Below are 20,098 nucleotides of genomic sequence, written 5' to 3'. Positions count from 1 at the left end.
AGTGCGTATTCAATACTCAATTTATACCGTTATCTTGTTTCTTTAAGCAATGCCTACTATCAGAGTTATGTGCTTACATTTTTCAAAGAAACCTTAGGCAAAAAAACGTGGCAAATGGGCGGCGGCAATCAGCGATTGAGTATATGCATGCTGAGGCGAGGACAGTACGTCAAGGCAGGGGCCCTGTTCGACCACTTCACCATCCTTTAGCACCATAATACGGTGCGCCATGGCACGTACTACGGCTAAGTCGTGGCTGATAAATAGATAGCTAAGCTGACGACGTTCCTGTAACTGACGAAGTAGCGTCACAAGCTGCTTTTGCACGGTACGGTCCAGCGCTGAGGTAGGCTCGTCCAACACTAGAAGTTCAGGCTCTAAAATAATGGCTCGGGCCACGGCTATTCGCTGGCGCTGCCCGCCGGAGAACTCATGGGGATAGCGTGCCGCACAGCCTTCCGGTAACCCCACCTCAAGCAGCGTTTGTTGCACACGCCGGGTAACTTCATCGAGTGAAAGCGCAGGATAGTGAAAACGTAGCCCCTCACTCACGATATCAAACACCGGCATACGCGGTGAAAGCGCACCGTATGGGTCCTGAAATACCATTTGTAATCGATGACGCTGGTGCCGTAGCGCATTACCCGTAAGCTGGCTCAAGGTAGCATCACCCAAGATAACGTCTCCCTGACTTTGCACCAGGCGCATAATCGCGGATGCCAGCGTCGTTTTCCCTGAGCCTGATTCGCCGACAATGCCCAGCGTTTCACCGGGCGAAATACTCAAGTCGGTTGCTTTAAGCGCTTCAAAGGGGGGAGGCTGGCGTTTGAATAGCCCTGTTTTGGGTCGCTTAAAACTAACGCTTAGCTGGCGAGCGGTTAATAAGGGCGCCGTATTGGCAGGCGCTGCCGGGCGGCCTTCAGGCTCCGCTGCTAACAGTGCTTTGGTGTAATCACTTTGTGGGTTTTGAAAAACCTCTTCAACTGGCCCCATTTCCTGAATCTTACCGCGATACATCACACAAACCCGCTCGGCATAGCGGCTTACAAGATTCAAGTCGTGGCTGATAAACAACATGCCCATGCCATGCTGATCGCGAAGCTCTTTTAAAAGGCCGAGTATGTCTTGCTGGACGGTGACATCCAGCGCTGTCGTCGGCTCATCGGCGATTAGCAGTGATGGGTTATTGGCAATGGCCATGGCAATCATGACGCGCTGACGCTGACCACCGGAGAGTTGATGAGGCCAGGCATCCAACAGCTCATCAACGCGGGGCAGTTTCACTTGTTCAAGCAGTTCTCTGGCCCGCGCTCGCGCTCGCGCCGCTTGCCCACTTAACCCTTGGTGCAGGCGTAGAGTTTCACCAATTTGCTTACTGATACGGTGCAAAGGGTTGAGTGATGTCATGGGTTCTTGAAATACAAACCCTACGCGGTTGCCACGCACGCTGTTCCAATCGCGCTTACCAAGTTGATTGAGGTCAGTCTCCTCTAGCCAGCGCTCGCCGCTTATCCTGGCATTGCGGGGTAAAAGGTTAATTGCCCCTAGTGCTGAAACGGACTTGCCCGAGCCGGATTCACCCACAATCGCCAGCGTTTCGCCTGCATTGACCGTTAATGAAAGCGCATCTACCACTACATTATCATCAAAGGCAATCGTGAAATCCGTTAGCCGAAGTAGTGGTTTAGGCATGTTGGGTGTCCTGCGCAGGCGTTTGGCGCTGATTAATGTGGCGTGGGTCGAAGGCATCGCGCAGCCCTTCACCAATAAAGACAAGCAAGGAGAGCATCACGGCAAGCGTCATGAAGGCGGTAATACCCAGCCATGGCGCGTGCAGATTATTTTTACCCTGGGCGGCAAGCTCACCTAACGATGGAGAGCCCGGTGGTAAGCCAAAGCCCAAAAAGTCGAGCGCTGTTAGCGTACCAATCGCCCCGGTAAACAGAAAGGGGATAAACGTTAGGGTAGCCACCATGGCATTCGGCAGGACATGGCGCCACATAATCAGCCGAGACGGCAATCCCATGGCTTTTGCTGCGCGTACGTATTCCAAATTGCGTGCTCGTAAAAACTCGGCCCGCACAATATCGACCAGGCCTAGCCATGAAAACAGCAGCATAATGCCCAGCAGCCACCAAAAACCGGGTTGCACGAAGCTTGCTAAAATAATCAGCAAAAACAGTACCGGTAGCCCCGACCATATTTCAGTGACCCGTTGGCCTATAAGGTCCACCTTGCCGCCAAAATACCCCTGCACACCGCCCGCTAGAACGCCTAACGCCAGCGACCCTGTCGTAAGCACTAACGCAAAAAAGACAGAGAGCCGAAAACCGTAGATAACGCGGGCCAGCACATCGCGCCCTTGGTCATCCGTGCCCAGCCAGTGGCGGCTATCCGGGGGGGCTGGTGAGGGTTGTTGCATCTGCATGTCCAGCGTTTGATAGGAGAACGGAATAAGCGGCCATATGGCCCAGCCGTTGTCGCTAATTTGCTGTTGAATAAACGGGTCCAAATAGTCAGTACGGGTGGGAAGAAAGCCCCCGAAATCTGTTTCCGGATAATCCACCAGTAAAGGTGTATACCACTGCCCGTCGTAGTTCAGGATAAGCGGCTTGTCATTGGCAATCAGCTCGGCAAACAGGCTGATAATGAACAGCACGCCAAACAACCAAAGTGATATCCGCGCGCGACGATTTGCTTTAAAGGCGGCTAAACGGCGCTGCGTAATGGGGGATAGCCGTGATGTAAAACCGCTCATTTTCACGACTCCCTCGTTGCAAAGTCGATGCGTGGATCCACCCACACGTAGGTCAAATCGGATATCAGCTTTAGCACAAGCCCGATGACCGTGTACAAAAACAGGGTGCCGAAGATGACCGGATAATCCCGCTGCATAACGGCTTCAAACCCTAGAAGGCCCAGTCCATCAAGCGAGAAAATCACCTCAATCAGCAGGGCGCCGGTAAAGAAAATTCCAATCATCGCGGCCGGCAACCCCGCAATAATGATGAGCATAGCGTTACGAAAAACATGACCGTACAAAATGCGCTGTTCGTTAGCCCCTTTGGCGCGAGCGGTGAGCACGTACTGTTTATGAATTTCGTCTAAAAAGCTGTTCTTGGTCAGCATGGTAAGCGTGGCAAAGCTGCCGATAGCGGCCGCCGTGACGGGCAACGTGATATGCCAGAAGTAGTCTTTTATTTTGCCGCCTAGCGAAAGGTCCGCAAAATCTGGAGAGGTTAGCCCTCTGAGGGGAAACCAGTCCCAATAGGTGCCGCCCGCAAACAGCACAATCAACAGGATGGCGAATAGAAAGCCCGGTATCGCATAGCCGACAACCACCAGCCCTGAGGTCCACACATCAAAACGTGAGCCGTGGCGCAAGGCTTTACGAATACCCAGTGGAATGGAAATCACATAGACCAGCAGGGTGGTCCACAAGCCCAGAGAAATGGATACCGGCAGGCGCTCAATTATCAGCTCGACCACCGGGCGGTCGCGGAAAAAACTGGTCCCGAAGTCGAGCGTAAGATAATCGGTCATCATGCCGATAAACCGTTCATGGGCTGGTTTGTCGAACCCAAACTGCTGTTCCAGCTGTTCGATAAAGCGGGGGTCAATACCCCGTGCGCCCCGCGAATCATCGCTTACTTGAACATCTGCGCCGCCCATGTCTAAACGTGTGCTGGCCATGGCGTTGGCGCCTTCAAAACGCGCTAGCATCTGATCAATGGGGCCGCCGGGCGCGGCTTGAACGATCATGAAGTTAAGCAGCATGATGCCGAGTAGCGTCGGTATCATCAGTAGCAGTCGGCGTAGGGTGTAACGTGCCACAGAGTGCACTCCAATCGTTATTATTTAGCCCTTCAGCGACGCCGGTGACGGCGCTGTAATTCTGCTTCACGGTCGGTATCGACCCACCAGGCATCTAAATCCATCGCGTATTTCGGGAAAGGCTCTTGATAGCCGAACTTGTCCCATACTGCAATACGCGTTTCGCCGGAGTGATAGTGGGGAATAGTGTAAAAACCCCAGCGCAGCACCCGGTCGAGCGCGCGCGTCGCCGTATCCAGTTTCTCCCGGCTCTCTGCGCTAATAATGTCCTCGATTAATGCATCCACTGCCGGGTGAGCGAGCGCCATTCGGTTACGGCTTTGCGGCGCTTTGGCGGCCTCACTGCTCCAGAAGTCGCGCTGTTCGTTACCTGGGTTATTGGATTGGGGGAAATGGCTGATCACAATATCGTAATCGTAACTACGCTGGCGATTAAGATATTGGTTAATGTCTACGATCCGCATGGTGGTCTGTACACCGAGACGCGCCATATTGCGCAGCATAGGCTGTACCACACGCTCAAGACTCGCATCGTAAAGCAGCACTTCTAACTGTAAGGGCTTGCCTGTTTCAGTATGAACCAGTACGCCGTCTTCCACCTGGTAGCCCGCTTCGTTCAGCAATTCGAGCGCCCGGCGTAAGCGTTCGCGCAGATCCGTCGGCTGGTCGATAGGGAGTGCATCGGTAAATATTCGTTCAGAGCGATGAGAGGCTAAAAGCTCCTCTCGGTAAGGCTCAAGCAGGGCGAGTTCTTCCTCTGACGGCAGGCCATCAGCTTGCATCTCTGAGTTCTGGAAATAACTTTCGGTACGCTGGTAGGCGTTATAAAAAATATTGGTATTCAGCCAGGGAAAGTCGAACGCCAGGCTGAGCGCTTCGCGTACGCGCGGGTCTTGGAACTTCTCCTTACGAAGATTGAATACGAACGCCTGCATGAGCGAAGGATTTACATTAGGCACCGTGATGCGTTTCACCAACCCTTCGCGATACGCCGGGAAATCGTAGCCAATGGCCCAGGTCGCCGCACGGGCATCGGTCCTGAAGTCGGTTAAGCCCGCCTTGAATGCCTCCCAGGCAATATCCCTGTCTCGGTAATAGTCGTAAACCACGCGATCAATATTGTAGCGGCCGACATTAACAGGCAGGTCTTTACCCCAGTAGTCGTCGTCCCGCTGATATACGATGCGCCGGCCTGGGTCGACGTCACTGATGCGATAAGGGCCGGAGCCTGGGTGTGCTGTCAGTGTCGGGGCGGCAAAGTCACGGGGTTCCCAGTAGTGGCGGGGGAGGATCGGTAACTGCGTGACGATTAATGGTAATTCACGAGACTCAGTACTGCTAAATTCGAAGCGAACCTGGTGTTCATTTAGCGCAATGGCGTTATCAACATCGGCATAGTAACTGGCGTAAAAAGGATTACCCTCTTCACGCAGCAGGTTAAAGGAGAACACCACATCGTACGCGGTTACCGGCTCGCCATCTTGAAAACGTGCTTCGGGGCGGAGGTCAAACTCGATCCACTCCCGGTCAGGGTCCAGACGGACGCCTTCCGCCAGTAATCCATACACGCTGAAGGGTTCGCTTGGATTGCTGGTCATTAACGTATCGTATATCTGGCCTACGCCGGTGGCCGGCGTGCCACGAATGATAAAGGGGTTGGTGGAATCAAAGCTGCTGCCTACGGCGGTGTGGGTGATGGTGCCGCCCTTGGGAGCCAGTGGATTAACATGAGGGAAATAGGCAAAGTCGGCAGGTAACTCAGGGCTATCGTAAAGTGATAGCCCATGCACCGTTTGAATCGATGTATTGTTGCTTGCGACGCTATCTGCAGGCGTTAGGCTATTGCCAGCCATGATCTGCGGTTGAGGTTCAGCCTCTGTCGGTTCTGCAAAGGCTGACATACTCATGATGAAGCAGCTAACGATTAGCAGCGTCTTTACACACACACCACGTGGCATTGGTTACGTCCCATGTGAGCAGATCTTGTCAACTCATTGCCCTGAAAGTGTCAGGAGTTGGCCTGGTTGTAAAGCATTAGGTCGATCAAGCGCATTCCAGCGTATCAAGTCATTTTGATTAACCTGGTAGCGGCTGGCAATGGCGGATAGGTTGTCTCCACGTTCAACACGATGAACGTTGGGCGCTTGTGTCGAGGCAAGCTCACTAGATGTGGTTTGCGAAAGCTGAGCTAATACCTGTGTATCCGCTTCCTCAGGTACTAAAAGCGTTTGTACATTGCGGGGGTCGATGCTGCCATTAAGCAACCCTGGGTTTAGCTCGGCTAGCGCTGATTGGCTTACATCTAAAAGCTGTGAGGCTTGAGCGATACTTAAGGGTTGCTCAAGCTTTACTTTGGCAAAGGCCGGGTCCATATGAATGTCTGGCAGGTTAATATCAAAGCGTTCCGGATCATTAATGATGGTCGCGATCGCCTTTAGTTTGGGAATGTACTGCATGGTTTCATGCGGTAACGATAGATCCCAATAGTCACCCGCCAGCCCCTGATTTTGTGCCTTGCGTAGAGCGCGATTAACGGTGCCCGCTCCGGCGTTGTAAGCCGCCAAAGAAAGCATGATGCCGCCCTCGTACCACTGATCCGCTTGCATCTCGAGGTAATCAAGCGCCGCTGCGGTGGAAGTGAGTACGTCCAGGCGCCCGTCATAATTGCCGTTACGAACCAGACCCAACGCATCACCTGTGTTGGGCATGAACTGCCAGAGCCCCGCTGCCCCACGATGGCTACGCGCACTGGGGTCGAAGGAGCTTTCGACAAACGGAATCAAGGCGATTTCGCCGGGTAGGCCGCGATCACTCACTTGTTGAGTGATCCAGGCAAGCCAAGGCGTGGCGCGCTCAGTAATTGTGGCTATGTTTTCGGGACTGGCGCGATAATATTCGATCCACTCATCAACGCGGGCCTGAGCGCTGGGGGGGCAGTGTTAGCTCCTGCCACTGAAACGTTTGACGCAGCGCTGTCCAGGCATCCTGATGCTGAAGCTCTAGGTCTTCCCAAAAACTGGTGTGAAAAGAGGTTGGAGCCGCCTGCGCTGAAGACGTGTGCTCTGTGTAGGAAGTAGCGCTATTAGAAGGGCTATATGAGAGTGCTGAGGCTTGTGAGTTAGCGGCAGCGGCCAATAACAAGCCCATAATTACCGTACTGCCAGCGCTTAATACCAAGCGCTGTCGCATCGTTCGATAGGTCATAGTTTAATTCATTTGGTTTCTGGAGCGTTCTTAAAATCGGTTCTTCCACTCACGTAGAGTGGCGAACGTCGCGAGGTCGTTGTCATTAGCTCCCTGTTCTCCTGCCGCTTGGCGTACGCTTTGGGTACTGACGCGCAGGTAGGGATTAATTTTCAGCTCGCGTCCTATTGTGCTGGGTAAGGTGGGGCGATTTAATGCCCGAGCCTTTTCACACTCACTTAAGGCATAAGTCACATCGTCATTCTCTGGGTCAGCTGCGTGGGCAAATACAAGATTCGCCTGTGTGTATTCATGAGCAGCAAAGACCAGTGTATCGGCAGGTAGTTCCGCGAGTTTGTTCAATGACGTGTGCATTTGTTCGGGTGTGCCTTCAAATAAACGGCCACAGCCTGCACAAAACAACGTATCTCCACAAAACAGTAGTGCCGGAATACCCGGCGTATAAAAGCTAATGTGATCAAGCGTGTGCCCAGGGGTTGCCATGACATCAAATTGGCGTCCCATCACACGCACGGTGTCGCCGTCACCGACACGCTGATTAATGCCCTGAATATCCGGATTCGCTGGACCAATGACATGGGGAGAGTAGCGCTTGATGAGCGTTGCCAAGCCTCCCGTATGATCATGGTGATGATGCGTAATCAGAATGGTGTCCAGCGTCAGCGATTCACGCTCTAACAGCTTGATGACAGGATCGGCCTCACCGGGGTCCACCACGCAAACGCTTTGACTGGTATCTTGTCTCAATAGCCAAATATAGTTGTCGCTAAGGGCGGGAATCGGTGTCACGCTCATCATGGGCGAGATCCTTTTAAGGGTTGCAAACCTGCTGTCATTACGCTGATAAGTACGTTGAAAAGACACATAGAAAGCGTTAAAAAGCCGTTACTTTGGAGGGAAGCGCTGTCCATGTCAAATTCGACAACGGCCGATAAGGCGATGACCAGCCGCTTGGTAAATAGCCAAGCCTACTGGAAAACGGATACTGGTCGATCACTTTGGGACGTGCAACGTGCTTGCCTAGGGCCCGTGGTTGAAAGCCGGGCGGGCAGGCATAGCCTGGAGATAAGCATGGGGCCTTCTTTGATGACCATGTCGTCGATACCGCACGCGGTCCGCTGGGTTCCAACGCTTGAGTTCGCCACCAGCCCATCAACGCTGGTTTGCCCACCTGACCGTTTGGCGTTGCCTGATCGTTGTATGGATGTGGTCATCATCCACCACTGGCTAGAGCAATTGGAAAACCCTCACCACACCCTACAAGAAGCGGCACGAGTGACGGCGGACAACGGAATGCTGGTGCTCTTTGGTTTTAATCCTCTGAGCGTTAAAGGCCTGGCACATCAGTGGCGTAAACGCCGGCCCGAATTCCCTTGGAACGGGCAGTGGCACAAGCTTGGGCGACTGCGTGACTGGCTAGCATTTGTCGATTTTGAGGTCGAACGCGTAGACTATTGCTGTTTTAGAGGCTTGCTGAATGCGTCTTGCCCCGAAGGGCGAGAGGCGCTGGGGCGTCGGCATAATTTGCCTTGGGGGGAAAGTTACATGATCCAGGCACATCGCCGCCAGCAGTCGGCTTACGTCAAACGCATTAAGTTTGCGCTACAACGCCCTGTTTCCTCTTCATCGCTCGGTGCTACACGCAGAGGTAAACCGGCGCATAACCAGTCTCATCAGGATACGTAGCGCCAATACCTGTTAATAAAGGATGGAAAGATTGAGTAATCAAGCGGCCGAGCAGCTACCGCAGGTCACGGTATATACCGATGGTGCATGTCGGGGAAATCCTGGCCCTGGCGGTTGGGGGGTGGTGCTGTCTAGCGGCGAGCATGAAAAGACCTTAAAAGGTTATGAAGCTGACACCACTAATAACCGGATGGAATTAATGGCTGCCATTATGGCGCTGCGCACGCTCAATAAGCCGTGTGAGATCGCGCTATGGACCGACTCTCAGTATGTTCGCCAAGGCATTACTCAGTGGATTCACAACTGGGTTAAACGCGGCTGGAAAACCGCCGCCAAGCAGCCAGTCAAGAACGCCGAGCTGTGGAAAGCGCTGCACGAAGAGACCCATCGACACAAGGTAGAGTGGCACTGGGTAAAAGGGCATAGCGGGCATCCAGGTAATGAGCGCGCTGATGCGCTCGCCAATGAAGCCATTGATGAGCACCAGCAGAGGAGAGCGTGATGCGCCAAATTATCATGGATACCGAAACGACCGGTATCGACCCCAAGGATGGCCATCGCATTGTAGAGATTGGCGCCGTTGAAATGGTGAATCGCCGTTTTACTGGGCGTACCTATCATCAATATATCAACCCTGAGCGGCATATCGACGCAGAAGTCGTGGCAATTCACGGCATTGACGATGAAAAGGTCGCAAACGAGCCAGTGTTTGCTCAAATAGCGGACGAATTCTGGGCTTTTATCGAAGGCGCAGAGCTGGTTATTCATAATGCCCCCTTCGATGTGGGTTTTATGGATCATGAATTTGGCCGGTTAAATAAGCAGCGCAGTGGAGCGCCATTAGGTCCGGTGCGTGAGCACTGCCGCGTTCTGGATACGCTCACAATGGCCCGGGAGCTGCATCCAGGTCAGCGTAATAGCCTGGATGCCCTGTGTAAGCGTTATGACATTGATAACGGCCACCGTGTGCTCCACGGGGCGTTGCTCGACTCCGAGATTCTGGCCGACGTTTATCTGGCCATGACGGGAGGGCAAACGGCATTGACGCTGGATGCTGCCACGTCTTCAGAAGAGCAGCAGGCCGATTCGTCAAATGAAGGCCTATCGGTTCAGCGGCTAACGCTTACACCCGGTCAGTTGCGTGTCATCCGTCCAAGCGCACAAGAGCACGCCGCTCATCAGGCAAAATGCCAGGCACATAAGCTGAATTGGTTTGAGGAACGTGATCACAATGCTTAGGCGTGAGATTCCCCACCATGTACGTGAAGGGCGCGTTGTTCGTCTATCGCGCAGCCAACTGGCGCCAGCCCCTCTATCGGGCGACCAGGAGCTGACGCCGCTTCAGCCTTATCAACCTTGGACTGAACAAATGCAGCCGTTGTGTTACTGGAATGACGAGCCAGTAGCGCTATGGGTTGATAAAGAGCCAGGTGATGATTGGATTGATGGGCGCCAATGGATGGCGGATCTTCCCAGCGGGTGGTTTAGCTTGATTTCTACCGCGCTTCAGGTTGGCGCATGGCTTGAAAATCACCGTTTTTGCGGACGTTGTGGCGCTGCGGCCACGAGGCTTGAAGCTGAATTCGCCATGCACTGTAATGCGTGTGGGCATCGCAACTACCCACGCATTTCACCGTGTATTATCACTCTAGTCACCAGTGGTGAAGCGATGCTGTTAGCACGAAGCCCACGTTTCCCGCCAGGACGCTACTCGACCCTGGCAGGCTTTATTGAACCGGGTGAGTCAGCCGAAGAGGCTGTCCATCGTGAAGTGTTCGAGGAAGTGGGTGTACATGTTGATAAGCTGCGCTACCACCAAAGTCAGGCATGGCCATTCCCCCATTCACTGATGTTTGGTTTTTTTGCTGAAGCGACCACGCGGCGTATTAATATCGATGGGGTAGAGATTAGCGATGCGGCCTGGTTTTCGCCGCGGCAACTACCTTCGTTGCCGCCGCCGTACTCCATTTCACGTGAACTGATTGAAACGCATTTGGCTAAATGGCGTGAGTAAGCCACTAACACCCTAGCTTAAAAAGTTCACGGCGAGCGTTTAGTTGGGAAACAGGCTGGTGAGTTTGGTGGCTAGCATTACGTTACCGGTTGCTTTTAACTTGCCAGTCATAAAGGCGGTCATGCCATTGATATCACCGGTCATAATACCCTTGAGGGTATCTGTGCCCATGCTCAAGCTGACCGAAGGGTCATCATGTTCGCCTTCCTGAACATCCAGAGCGCGATCCTTGATAACAAGGTAGTGATCACCCGCATCTTCAAAGTGAAATTGAAATACTTCGTCCATACCCTCAGCCGCATCCGGATTAAAGCGTGCTTTCAACTTATCAAGCGTGCTGTTTGACATAACTATCTCTCCAAAGGCGGTAAAATATATAAATGGATCATCAATGACCCGATGAATGTGAATGAGAGTATTTTAAACAATCGTTTAGTTCAAGCCGTGCGAACGGATATTGAACGATAGTGCTAAACCTTGGCAGGAGCGTATACGTGAGTGAATGGATAGCAGGAATGGGCACCTTTCTGGTGCAAGCGACGATGGTTGTTGGATTGCTGGGAGGCGTCGCCTTGCTGATCTTGCGCAGCAAAGCAACTCAAGAAAGTGATCTTCGGTTGCATATTGAGCCACTCAATGAGCAGCGTCAGTCGCGTAATCGCCGTCTTCGCATGGCTGCCACTGAGCAGGGCGCGCGTAAAAAGCTGATTAAGGGGTTTCGCCAGGAAGACAAAGGTCGTCAAAAAACAGCGAAAAGCAAAGAGGCTACTCCATCAAAGAACAGAGTATGGGTGCTGGATTTTCACGGTGATATCAAAGCTTCTCAAACGGAGCTTTTCGCTCAGGAAGTATCGGCCATTATTGATGTCGCTGAGCCCAATGACGAAGTAGTGGTACGTTTGGAGTCTGCTGGGGGGCTTGTGCATGCCTATGGATTGGCTGCCGCACAACTGGATAGGCTGCAAAGCGCGGGCCTTACTACCACCGTGTGTATCGATAAGGTGGCGGCCAGCGGCGGATATATGATGGCCTGTACGGCTCAGCATATTAAAGCTGCGCCGTTTGCGGTAATTGGCTCAATTGGTGTGGTCGCTCAGGTGCCGAACATTCACCGCCTTCTTAAACGTCATGATATTGACGTTGAGCTACTTACGGCGGGTAAGTACAAGCGCACGCTAACGGTGATTGGCGAGAACACCCAGGAAGGCCGTGAAAAATTTGTAGAAAACCTGGAAAATACTCATCGCCTGTTTAAGGACTACGTGAGTAACCACCGCCCTGAAATGGATATCGATACTCTGGCAACAGGGGAAATTTGGTACGGCAGCGAAGCCGTTGCCAATCAGTTGGTCGATAGTCTGGGCACCAGTGAGGCGTATCTGGTTGAACGAATGGCCGACGCCAATGTATACCATGTGCGCCTTGAAGCGCCGAAAACTATCAGCCGCAAAATAGGCTTGGCAGTCTCGGCGGGTGTAGAAAACGCCGCGCTAAAGGCTCTCAGTATGCTGGAGGCCTCCGGCTGGCAGCATCGGTAGTCCCTAAAAACAGTGCGTTTTTTACGTTGTATAGTGCTGCGCCAGGGTGTCTAAAATTGCCTTGGCGCTGTCGCTACGCAAGGAGTAATAAATGGTTTGTGACTCACGTCGTGTATTGACCAGCTCATCCCTGCGTAAAATAGCCAGATGTTGCGAAAGCGCCGATTGGCTCAGTGAAAGCTGCTGATTAATTTGCGTGACCGAAAGCTCCTCCTCGGCCAGTAAGCAGAGTATTTGTAGGCGTTTTTCATTCGCCAAGGCTTTTAATAAATTCGTAGCTGATACAAGGTTTTGGCAGTTATTTTCGAGCAGACATGCAGCGGCGCTTGAGGACGCAGACATCATAATCTCCTTGCCTACACTGGACGGGAAGCGGTCATTTGTAGTGTTTATACATGCATTTTTATCAATTGTTATGCCATCGCCGCAGTGCAACGATGATTAATTTAATAATCGGTAATTTAGTGAGTTTTGTCCAAATCTTCATTTAACGGTTAATCAATGATAACGCTGGCTCTTTAACGTCTTCCCTGGCCCATTGTCCGTCTTTAGCCGATAGTATGAGGGTGAGTACGGCAATTACTTTATAGAGTAGAAGCTATTCAATGCTACTTCGATAATACAATAAAGACAGGGTCATTATGAGCCGCTACCAAGAATCCTACCTGCAAGCGAGCAGTCAGCCCGAACACTTCTGGGCTGAGCAGGCCAAACGCCTGCCCTGGTTTACGCCACCTACACGGATTCTTACCTATGATGACCAGCAGCATGCTCGCTGGTTTGGCGATGGTGAGATCAACATCTGCTATGCCGCGCTCGACCACCATGTTGAGCAGGGCCGAGCGGAACAGCCCGCTATTTACTGGGATTCACCTGTAACGGATGCCAAGGCAACGCTAACCTACCGGCAACTGCGTGATCAGGTAGCCTACTTTGCCGGTGCGCTTTCCGAACTTGGCGTAAAAAAAGGGGACCGCGTGGTGATTTATATGCCCATGATTCCTGAAGCCTTGGTCGCGATGTACGCCTGTGCGCGGCTTGGGGCCGTCCATTCCGTCGTTTTTGGCGGTTTTGCGCCTCACGAGCTTGCGGCAAGAATCGAGGATGCTGAACCCAGCGTGGTGGTTGCTGCCTCCTGTGGTGTTGAGGTGGATAAGGTCATTCCCTATAAGCCAATCATTGACCAAGCGCTGGCATTAAGTACTCACCAGCCGAATGCCTGTGTGATTTATCAGCGTGACATAGCACCGGCTACCTTGGGCGATCGTGATTATAACTGGAAGGATTTAGTGGCCAGCGCCGCCTTTGCTGAATGTGTTCCCGTAAAAGGGACCGATCCCCTGTATATCTTGTACACCTCAGGCACGACGGGAAAACCCAAAGGTGTGGTACGTGATACTGGTGGTTATGCGGTGGCGCTTGAGTACTCGATGGAGGCAATTTACGCCCTGGAGCCAGGCGACGTATTTTTTACGGCCTCAGATGTGGGGTGGGTGGTAGGCCACTCCTATATTGTTTACGCCCCGCTACTGCGAGGCTGTACCAGTGTTGTTTATGAAGGCAAACCGGTCAATACACCCGATGCGGGTAGCTTCTGGCGCATTATTGAGGAATACAACGTCAAAAGCTTCTTTACCGCGCCCACGGCTTTTCGGGCAATTAAAAAAGCGGACCCGGATGCCGCGCTGTTTTCCCTGTACGATATCAGTAACTTGAAGTACGTGTTTGTAGCGGGTGAGCGACTTGACCCGCCTACATTTCATTGGCTGGATGATCTGCTGGATGTGCCGGTGATTGATCACTGGTGGCAAACCGAGACAGGCTGGCCGATTGCTGCTAACCAACCAGGCTTGGCAACCATGCCTATTAAAGCGGGGTCGGCGACCTTGCCGGTGCCTGGATTTAATGTGCAGGTGTTAGGCCGCGACGGCGAACCCGTAGCACCCATGGAGCAGGGGAGTGTGGTTATCAAGCAACCGATGCCGCCTGGGTGCCTGGTGGGCATTTGGCATGACCCCCAGCGTTTTCATAGCGCTTATATGGCGGCGTTTCCGGGTTACTACTTAACTGGCGACGGCGGCTACTTCGATGAAGAGGGTTATCTGTTCATTATGGGGCGCACCGATGACGTGATCAATGTGGCAGGGCATCGGCTCTCCACCGGAGAAATGGAGGAGGTGGTGGGGGCGCACCCTGCGGTGGCTGAATGTGCGGTGATTGGCATCCACGATATGCTGAAAGGACAAATCCCCCTTGGCTTGGTGATTCCCAAGGATGGATTTAACGGCGATGAAATAGCGCTTGAAAATGAGCTGATCGCGCGTGTCCGTGAGTATATTGGTCCTATCGCATGTTTTAAGCAGGTGCTGGTGGTCAACCGTTTGCCGAAAACCCGCTCTGGAAAAATATTGCGAAAGCTATTGCGCACGATTGCAGATGGGAAGGCGTTTGGGATCCCCTCCACCATTGATGACCCTGCAAGCCTGGAAGATGTGCGTATCGCCATGTGTGAACGCGCTATCGGCGATGCCGATAAAGCAACGCCGCGTGATTGAGTCAATTAAGTGCTGACAGGCAGGGTGGCGACTTTTAATGCAGTTAAGAACGCGTATAATGCGCGGCCAGCAGCGCTATGCGCTTTCTTATGAGGGTTCCCTAACCCCTCTTGGCTTGTAAAAAAAGGTCATTTTGCATGTTTGCACTAAGTGATACGCAGTACCGCCGTTGCCTCGTGGTAATGGTCGCCTTCCATATCGGCATTATTGCTGCCAGTAACTACCTTGTTCAGCTGCCGTTTACGCTCTTTGGGTTCCATACGACCTGGGGAGCGTTTAGTTTTCCGTTTATCTTTCTGGCCACTGACTTAACGGTCCGCCTTTTCGGCAAAAATGCTGCACGCGCCATCATCTTGCGCGTGATGTTGCCCGCTCTGGTCGTGTCGTATGTTGTGTCGGTCGTATTCCCGCGAGGCAGTTTTGCCGGGTTTGAAGCACTTGGCGAGTGGAATGTGTTTGTGGCGCGCATTGCGCTGGCAAGCTTTCTTGCGTATGTCATAGGGCAGTTACTGGACGTGCAGGTATTTGATCGCTTGCGCCAATTGGCCTGGTGGGTAGCGCCGGTATGCTCGACAGTGCTTGGCAATCTTGCTGACACTTACGCGTTCTTCTCCACCGCATTCTATAACAGCCCTGACGCCTTTATGGCCGCAAACTGGCTAGAAATTGCTGCGGTGGACTATGCCATAAAGCTCGCCATCAGCCTGCTGTTCTTTTTACCCTTGTACGGCTTGCTCCTTGCCTGGTTGACGCGCCGCTTGGTGGTTTGGACGGGGCATACCGACCTATCTCCGCGTACGGTTTAATAATGTACGGCTAATCGTTGTTGCTTAACAATGACGGCCTTGTTGACAATCACCTGATTAATCAACGCTTAGGGAGTTTACATGACTGATGCTGCCACGGTGGACCTTCACTATCTGGAAATGGAGAGTGAAGGAGCTCCCGATGCGACACCGCTTGTGGTGATTCATGGCTTAATGGGTAGTGCCGACAACTGGCGCTCCCATTTGAAAGTCTGGCAGCGTTCGCGCCGCGTCATTGCCGTGGATTTACGTAACCATGGTCGTTCACCGCATAGCGATGATATGCGTTATGCCACGATGGCCCAGGACGTCATTGCACTGCTCGATAGTCTCTCTATTACTCAGGCGCATGTGCTTGGCCACTCCATGGGCGGTAAAGTTGCTATCAGCCTTGCAAGGATGGCGCCCCAGCGCGTAGTGACGTTGACAATAGGCGATATCGCCCCGGTCGTTTATCAGCATGGCCATGATGATATTTTTGCGGCCCTTAAGCGTGTTAGAGAAGGCCGGCCAAAAAATCGTCGTGAAGCCGATGAGCTGCTGGCTGAACACGTTGATTCGCGATCTACACGGCTATTTCTGGCGACCAACTTAGCGCGTACCGAAGAAGGCGAGTTGGGGCTGCGTATAGGCCTGGATGAGATTCAGCGAGGGTATGACGATATTATTGACTTGCCTGCGGGAGAAGCCCCTTACGAAGGCCCGACGCTCGTGCTTCGCGGCGCCCAGTCGCACTATGTGACGGACGATATGCTGCCTGCCTTGCGTGAGATGATGCCCCAGGCGCGCGTAGTAACGCTTAAAAACGCAGGTCACTGGCTTCACGCAGAGCAGCCTGAGGCGTTTCAGCAAGCCGTTGAGGCCTTTTTGGAACACCATGAGCGCTAGGCTGCTTGAAAACAGTGCCTGCACTTAACAGGTCTTAATGATAAGCCCCCGCTACGAGTTTCTCCTGAACAATCAGCGCTCCCGGATTAAAGAGTGTAAGGGTCAATGGCCAAACTTGATGTGGGCAGTTCAGCGTCTATTAGCCCTTGCTGTAAAAGATACGTTTCAAACGTTGCATAACGGCGTGCGTTCAAGGTAGCAGGGCTTAATGCGATCCGGCGCAGAATATCCGGCCAAGCGTTGGCATTGGTTGCGTTATCAAGAATGGGGTGAGCACCAATCAGCGTTTCCCAAGCGGACTCCGGATTTTCCACCATCCAGTTGCTGGCTTCTTCTAACGCCACCAAAAAACGCGACCACGTCTCGGCTTTTTTGGCTAATGAGTTGCTATTGGCCACTACAATTAGCCCATCATGGCGCGGAATGCCCAGCTCGCTATAGCGCACGGTATGCGTGGCAATGCCGTTTGAGGCTAATTGCTCGGGCAGAAAATGATAAAAGCCGTCAGCAATGGCCTCTACGCTCTCTTCAGTAAACGCATTGACCACATTAAAATGAACGCTTTGAGGTTCTAAAAATGCATCGGTTTGGCGTACGGAGCGCGGCACGAGCTTGGGAACCAGCAAGTTGGCACCTTCTCGAGTGTTGTATCCATAATGAAGTCCGGCCAGGTGCGTCGCATTTTCCGGTTGAGCGTCGCCAGTGACAATGACGGCGTTAAGCGGCGTTTCAATCAGTGTCGCAATGCGCGTGATGGGAGCATCTTCGTGGGCAAGTAGATGAAGCAATGGCTGGCGAGTTAACGCTAAATCCACTTCTCCCGCTGTCAGCAGCTTTATGGCGATCGCAGGGTCCGCCGGTGTTTGAAGCTCCACTTCCAGCCCCTGTGCGCTAAATAGGTCTCTCGTTTGCGCAATGACCAAGGCCGCATGCTGAGGACTAAGATACCAGTCCAGCATTAAACGCACGCTTTTCAATGGCGGCGGCTCAAGCGGAGCCGGAGGTGCCAGTGCCGTAGTGGGGACTTCATCAACAACATCACTGTCAACGGATGGCCACAGCATGTCAGGAATCATAATGTCACTTTCAAGAGAAAGCGGTGTCTGATCCTCCTTCTGCGTGTCTTGTTCTGCATAAGCTAATGAATATGCGAAAAATAAACAAAAAATCACCATCAAAAAACGTAAGTGCCTATAACCAGAAAGGCAGCATGACATAATCATAACTCCTGATATCGAGATGGCGGAGTTTATCCCTGACAAACGGTGCGTGACTAGCCTTGAACGTGTTGGTCTGCTGAGTTCGCACAGTAAATTTACCGGTAGCATGCAATAATAGTGTGGCATTGATGTAGAGACGGAGAGACATGGACGGAATTTACACCTTCTTTTTAATTGGTGGTTCTCTAATGGCACTGAGCATTTTGGCGAGCCGACTCTCGTCAATGGTTGGTGTGCCACTTCTGCTCATATTCCTGGGGCTAGGTATGCTGGCAGGGGAGGAAGGCGTTCTTGGCGTTGCCTTTGACGACTACTCAATGGCGTTCACAATTGGCCACCTCGCGCTTGCCATGATTCTGCTTGATGGCGGTTTACGTACGCGCCTTAAAACGTTCCGGGTAGGTTTTAAGCCGGCACTTTCGCTGGCGACTTTCGGGGTTTTTATCACCAGTGCGGTCGTGGGCATGATCGCTATGTGGGTGTTTGATTTAACCCTGGTACAAGGGTTATTGGTGGGCGCTATTGTGGGTTCCACCGATGCTGCCGCCGTTTTCTCAATGCTTAGCGGTCGTGGCGTGAACCTCAACGAGCGGGTAGGGGCAACGCTTGAGATCGAATCGGGCACCAACGACCCAATGGCGATTTTTCTGACCTTAATGCTGGTAGAGCTTTTGGTCGGTGATATGGGCGGGGCATTTGAAACCCTGACCTTCTTTGTTTCTCAATTTGGTATTGGCTTGATTGTCGGCATTGGTGGTGGCTGGCTAAGCGCCAAGCTGCTCCGCTGGCTGGATTTAGCGCCTGGCCTTTATGCCATGCTGGCATTGGCGCTGGGCTTTAGCGTTTTCGGGCTTACCAGCGTACTGGGAGGCAGTGGCTTTTTGGCGATTTACCTGGCAGGCCTGATGATCGGCAATCAGCCTGGCCGACACCTTAACTTTATTCTTCCCGTACACGATGGCCTGGCGTGGTTAAGCCAGATTGGCCTTTTCCTGGTGCTGGGGCTTCTGGTAACACCCAGCCAGCTGTGGGACGTCGCGTTGCCCGCAAGCCTTGTTGCGCTGGCGCTTATCTTTATTGCGCGCCCTTTGGCGGTATTAATTACCATTAAGCCATTTTTTAAATTTCGCTGGCGTGAAACCTTTTTTATCGCTTGGGTAGGCTTAAGGGGAGCAGTGCCCATTGTGCTGGCCATTTTCCCCGTCATTGGTGGGGTAGAAAATGCGTCGCTCTACTTTAACGTCGCCTTTGCGGTTGTGTTGTTGTCTCTATTGATACAAGGCGGCTCGCTCACGTTGGTAGCCCGATTATTAAAAGTAGAAGTTCCGGTAGGCACAACGCCTAACCGCCGTGGGCCGCTGGGGATTTTGCCAGATAACGATTTTGAGATGTTTGTTTACGTGGTCGAAAACCAGGACCTTGAAGATGTGCCCATCCGGCTGCTGCGCTTCCCATCGGGTGCGTTGATTTCAGCGCTGTTTCGTAATCACACCATGCTGCATCCCAAGGGCAGTACTCGATTGAAATTAGACGATGTCATCTGTGTGATAGGACGTACAGAAGATCTTTCTGCGCTAAACCGCTTATTCAATGGCGACGCTGGCCTCAAGCATGAGCGTGCGTTCTTCGGTACTTTCACGCTAGAGGGCGACGCACTTATGCAGGACGTTGCTCAAGCGTATGGCTTAACGCTAAGCCCGGGTGAGCATAGTATGACCCTCGCCGAGTTCGTCGCACTGCGCGTAGGCGGGCATCCTGTCGTGGGTGATGATGTGGATTGGCATGGTATTCACTGGGTCGTCAGCGAAATGGAAAAAGGCACGATTACCCGTGTAGGCCTGCGATTGTATTAATTGGGCTAGAAGGTATTGACTTCCAAGGGAATACTGCTATTATACGCACCCATAAGCCGGAGGGATGGCAGAGCGGTTGAATGCACCGGTCTTGAAAACCGGCATAGGTTAATAGCCTATCCAGGGTTCGAATCCCTGTCCCTCCGCCAGATTTGAAAAAGCCCCGTAAATCAATAGTTTACGGGGCTTTTTCTTTTTCTATTTGTCCCAATAATTTGTCCCAAAATTAAACCGGATATTGCCTTCAAATTCGCTATTCTAAGCGGTTTTCTCGCCTGACTGACCCATTTCCTACCATCTACCCACAAAACCGCTTACAGAGCCAAATAGAGCTTTCCTGTAGGCATCACCCTGTAGGCATCACCCTATAGGCATCACCCTATAGGCATCACCCTATAGGCATCACCCTGTAGGCATCACCCTGTAGGCATCACCCTGTAGGCATCACCCTGTAGGCATCACCCTGTAGGCATCACCCTGTAGGCATCTCATATTCAATA

At 52.5% G+C, this 20,098-nt stretch carries 17 protein-coding genes, 1 tRNA gene and 1 pseudogene; 10 read left to right on the top strand and 9 right to left on the bottom strand.

Annotated elements, in window-relative coordinates:
- Nucleotides 1–93: 93 nt before the first annotated feature.
- The 6 genes and pseudogenes from FKN99_RS15830 to gloB form a co-directional block, all read right to left on the bottom strand.
- Complete coding sequence (locus FKN99_RS15830; RefSeq protein WP_253927067.1) at nucleotides 94–1,692, bottom strand: ABC transporter ATP-binding protein; 1,599 nt, start codon at nucleotides 1,690–1,692, stop codon at nucleotides 94–96.
- Nucleotides 1,685–2,758: an ABC transporter permease gene (locus FKN99_RS15825; RefSeq protein WP_172118775.1), complete on the bottom strand. Its 1,074-nt coding sequence runs from the start codon at nucleotides 2,756–2,758 to the stop codon at nucleotides 1,685–1,687. The genes FKN99_RS15830 and FKN99_RS15825 overlap by 8 nt, the downstream gene beginning before the upstream one ends.
- A 2-nt stretch (nucleotides 2,759–2,760) precedes the next feature.
- Entirely contained in the window at nucleotides 2,761–3,834 is a 1,074-nt protein-coding gene (locus tag FKN99_RS15820; protein ID WP_172118774.1) for a microcin C ABC transporter permease YejB, read from the bottom strand.
- A gap of 32 nt (nucleotides 3,835–3,866) precedes the next feature.
- Entirely contained in the window at nucleotides 3,867–5,792 is a 1,926-nt protein-coding gene (locus FKN99_RS15815; protein WP_172118773.1) for an extracellular solute-binding protein, read from the bottom strand.
- 33 nt (nucleotides 5,793–5,825) lie between these two features.
- Nucleotides 5,826–7,038, bottom strand: a pseudogene (locus FKN99_RS15810) (transglycosylase SLT domain-containing protein).
- 30 nt (nucleotides 7,039–7,068) lie between these two features.
- Nucleotides 7,069–7,836 carry a hydroxyacylglutathione hydrolase gene (gene gloB, locus FKN99_RS15805; RefSeq protein ID WP_172118772.1) on the bottom strand — a complete coding sequence of 256 codons (768 nt, stop codon included), beginning with the start codon at nucleotides 7,834–7,836 and terminating at the stop codon, nucleotides 7,069–7,071.
- 111 nt (nucleotides 7,837–7,947) lie between these two features.
- On the opposite strand from gloB, the gene FKN99_RS15800 reads away from it, so the two are divergent.
- From FKN99_RS15800 to nudC, 4 genes are read left to right on the top strand one after another with little or no spacing between them, the layout of a single operon-like run.
- Nucleotides 7,948–8,724: a class I SAM-dependent methyltransferase gene (locus FKN99_RS15800; protein ID WP_172118771.1), complete on the top strand. Its 777-nt coding sequence runs from the start codon at nucleotides 7,948–7,950 to the stop codon at nucleotides 8,722–8,724.
- Between the two features lie 22 nt (nucleotides 8,725–8,746).
- Nucleotides 8,747–9,226, top strand: coding sequence for a ribonuclease HI (gene rnhA, locus FKN99_RS15795; RefSeq protein ID WP_406565437.1), 480 nt, complete (start codon nucleotides 8,747–8,749; stop codon nucleotides 9,224–9,226).
- The gene (gene dnaQ, locus FKN99_RS15790) at nucleotides 9,226–9,963 is read left to right on the top strand and encodes a DNA polymerase III subunit epsilon (protein WP_172118769.1); all 738 of its coding nucleotides are present in this window, start codon (nucleotides 9,226–9,228) and stop codon (nucleotides 9,961–9,963) included. The genes rnhA and dnaQ overlap by 1 nt, the downstream gene beginning before the upstream one ends.
- Nucleotides 9,956–10,738 carry an NAD(+) diphosphatase gene (gene nudC / locus FKN99_RS15785; RefSeq protein WP_172118768.1) on the top strand — a complete coding sequence of 261 codons (783 nt, stop codon included), beginning with the start codon at nucleotides 9,956–9,958 and terminating at the stop codon, nucleotides 10,736–10,738. Before dnaQ ends, nudC begins: the two co-directional genes overlap by 8 nt.
- A 39-nt stretch (nucleotides 10,739–10,777) precedes the next feature.
- On the opposite strand, the gene FKN99_RS15780 is transcribed toward nudC, so the two are convergent.
- Nucleotides 10,778–11,086 carry an SCP2 sterol-binding domain-containing protein gene (locus FKN99_RS15780; protein WP_172118767.1) on the bottom strand — a complete coding sequence of 103 codons (309 nt, stop codon included), beginning with the start codon at nucleotides 11,084–11,086 and terminating at the stop codon, nucleotides 10,778–10,780.
- A gap of 146 nt (nucleotides 11,087–11,232) precedes the next feature.
- On the opposite strand from FKN99_RS15780, the gene sohB reads away from it, so the two are divergent.
- Nucleotides 11,233–12,276: a protease SohB gene (sohB, locus tag FKN99_RS15775; protein WP_172118766.1), complete on the top strand. Its 1,044-nt coding sequence runs from the start codon at nucleotides 11,233–11,235 to the stop codon at nucleotides 12,274–12,276.
- 21 nt (nucleotides 12,277–12,297) lie between these two features.
- Here sohB and FKN99_RS15770 read toward each other — a convergent pair whose 3' ends face one another.
- The gene (locus FKN99_RS15770; protein ID WP_087111368.1) at nucleotides 12,298–12,618 is read right to left on the bottom strand and encodes an ArsR/SmtB family transcription factor; all 321 of its coding nucleotides are present in this window, start codon (nucleotides 12,616–12,618) and stop codon (nucleotides 12,298–12,300) included.
- Nucleotides 12,619–12,917: 299 nt separating this feature from the next.
- On the opposite strand from FKN99_RS15770, the gene FKN99_RS15765 reads away from it, so the two are divergent.
- The 3 genes from FKN99_RS15765 to FKN99_RS15755 all read left to right on the top strand — a co-directional run bounded on the left by FKN99_RS15765 (nucleotide 12,918) and on the right by FKN99_RS15755 (nucleotide 16,525).
- The gene (locus FKN99_RS15765) at nucleotides 12,918–14,831 is read left to right on the top strand and encodes a propionyl-CoA synthetase (RefSeq protein ID WP_172118765.1); all 1,914 of its coding nucleotides are present in this window, start codon (nucleotides 12,918–12,920) and stop codon (nucleotides 14,829–14,831) included.
- A gap of 137 nt (nucleotides 14,832–14,968) precedes the next feature.
- Nucleotides 14,969–15,637 (top strand): 7-cyano-7-deazaguanine/7-aminomethyl-7-deazaguanine transporter, encoded by a 669-nt coding sequence (locus FKN99_RS15760; RefSeq protein WP_172118764.1) that lies wholly within the window; start codon nucleotides 14,969–14,971, stop codon nucleotides 15,635–15,637.
- 81 nt (nucleotides 15,638–15,718) lie between these two features.
- Nucleotides 15,719–16,525 carry an alpha/beta fold hydrolase gene (locus tag FKN99_RS15755; protein WP_172118763.1) on the top strand — a complete coding sequence of 269 codons (807 nt, stop codon included), beginning with the start codon at nucleotides 15,719–15,721 and terminating at the stop codon, nucleotides 16,523–16,525.
- Between the two features lie 86 nt (nucleotides 16,526–16,611).
- On the opposite strand, the gene FKN99_RS15750 is transcribed toward FKN99_RS15755, so the two are convergent.
- On the bottom strand, nucleotides 16,612–17,601 hold the full coding sequence (locus tag FKN99_RS15750; RefSeq protein ID WP_253927066.1) for an ABC transporter substrate-binding protein: 990 nt from the start codon (nucleotides 17,599–17,601) through the stop codon (nucleotides 16,612–16,614).
- 290 nt (nucleotides 17,602–17,891) lie between these two features.
- On the opposite strand from FKN99_RS15750, the gene FKN99_RS15745 reads away from it, so the two are divergent.
- Both FKN99_RS15745 and FKN99_RS15740 read left to right on the top strand, forming a co-directional pair.
- Nucleotides 17,892–19,598 (top strand): potassium/proton antiporter, encoded by a 1,707-nt coding sequence (locus FKN99_RS15745; protein ID WP_172118761.1) that lies wholly within the window; start codon nucleotides 17,892–17,894, stop codon nucleotides 19,596–19,598.
- Nucleotides 19,599–19,656: 58 nt separating this feature from the next.
- Nucleotides 19,657–19,747, top strand: a tRNA-Ser gene (locus tag FKN99_RS15740).
- Nucleotides 19,748–20,098: the final 351 nt, after the last annotated feature.

Source organism: Halomonas hibernica, from assembly GCF_013183775.1.
Lineage (GTDB): Bacteria > Pseudomonadota > Gammaproteobacteria > Pseudomonadales > Halomonadaceae > Vreelandella > Vreelandella citrativorans.
The sequence above is the reverse complement of the archived record's forward strand: the minus strand, read 5'-3'. Positions and strand labels throughout refer to the sequence as shown.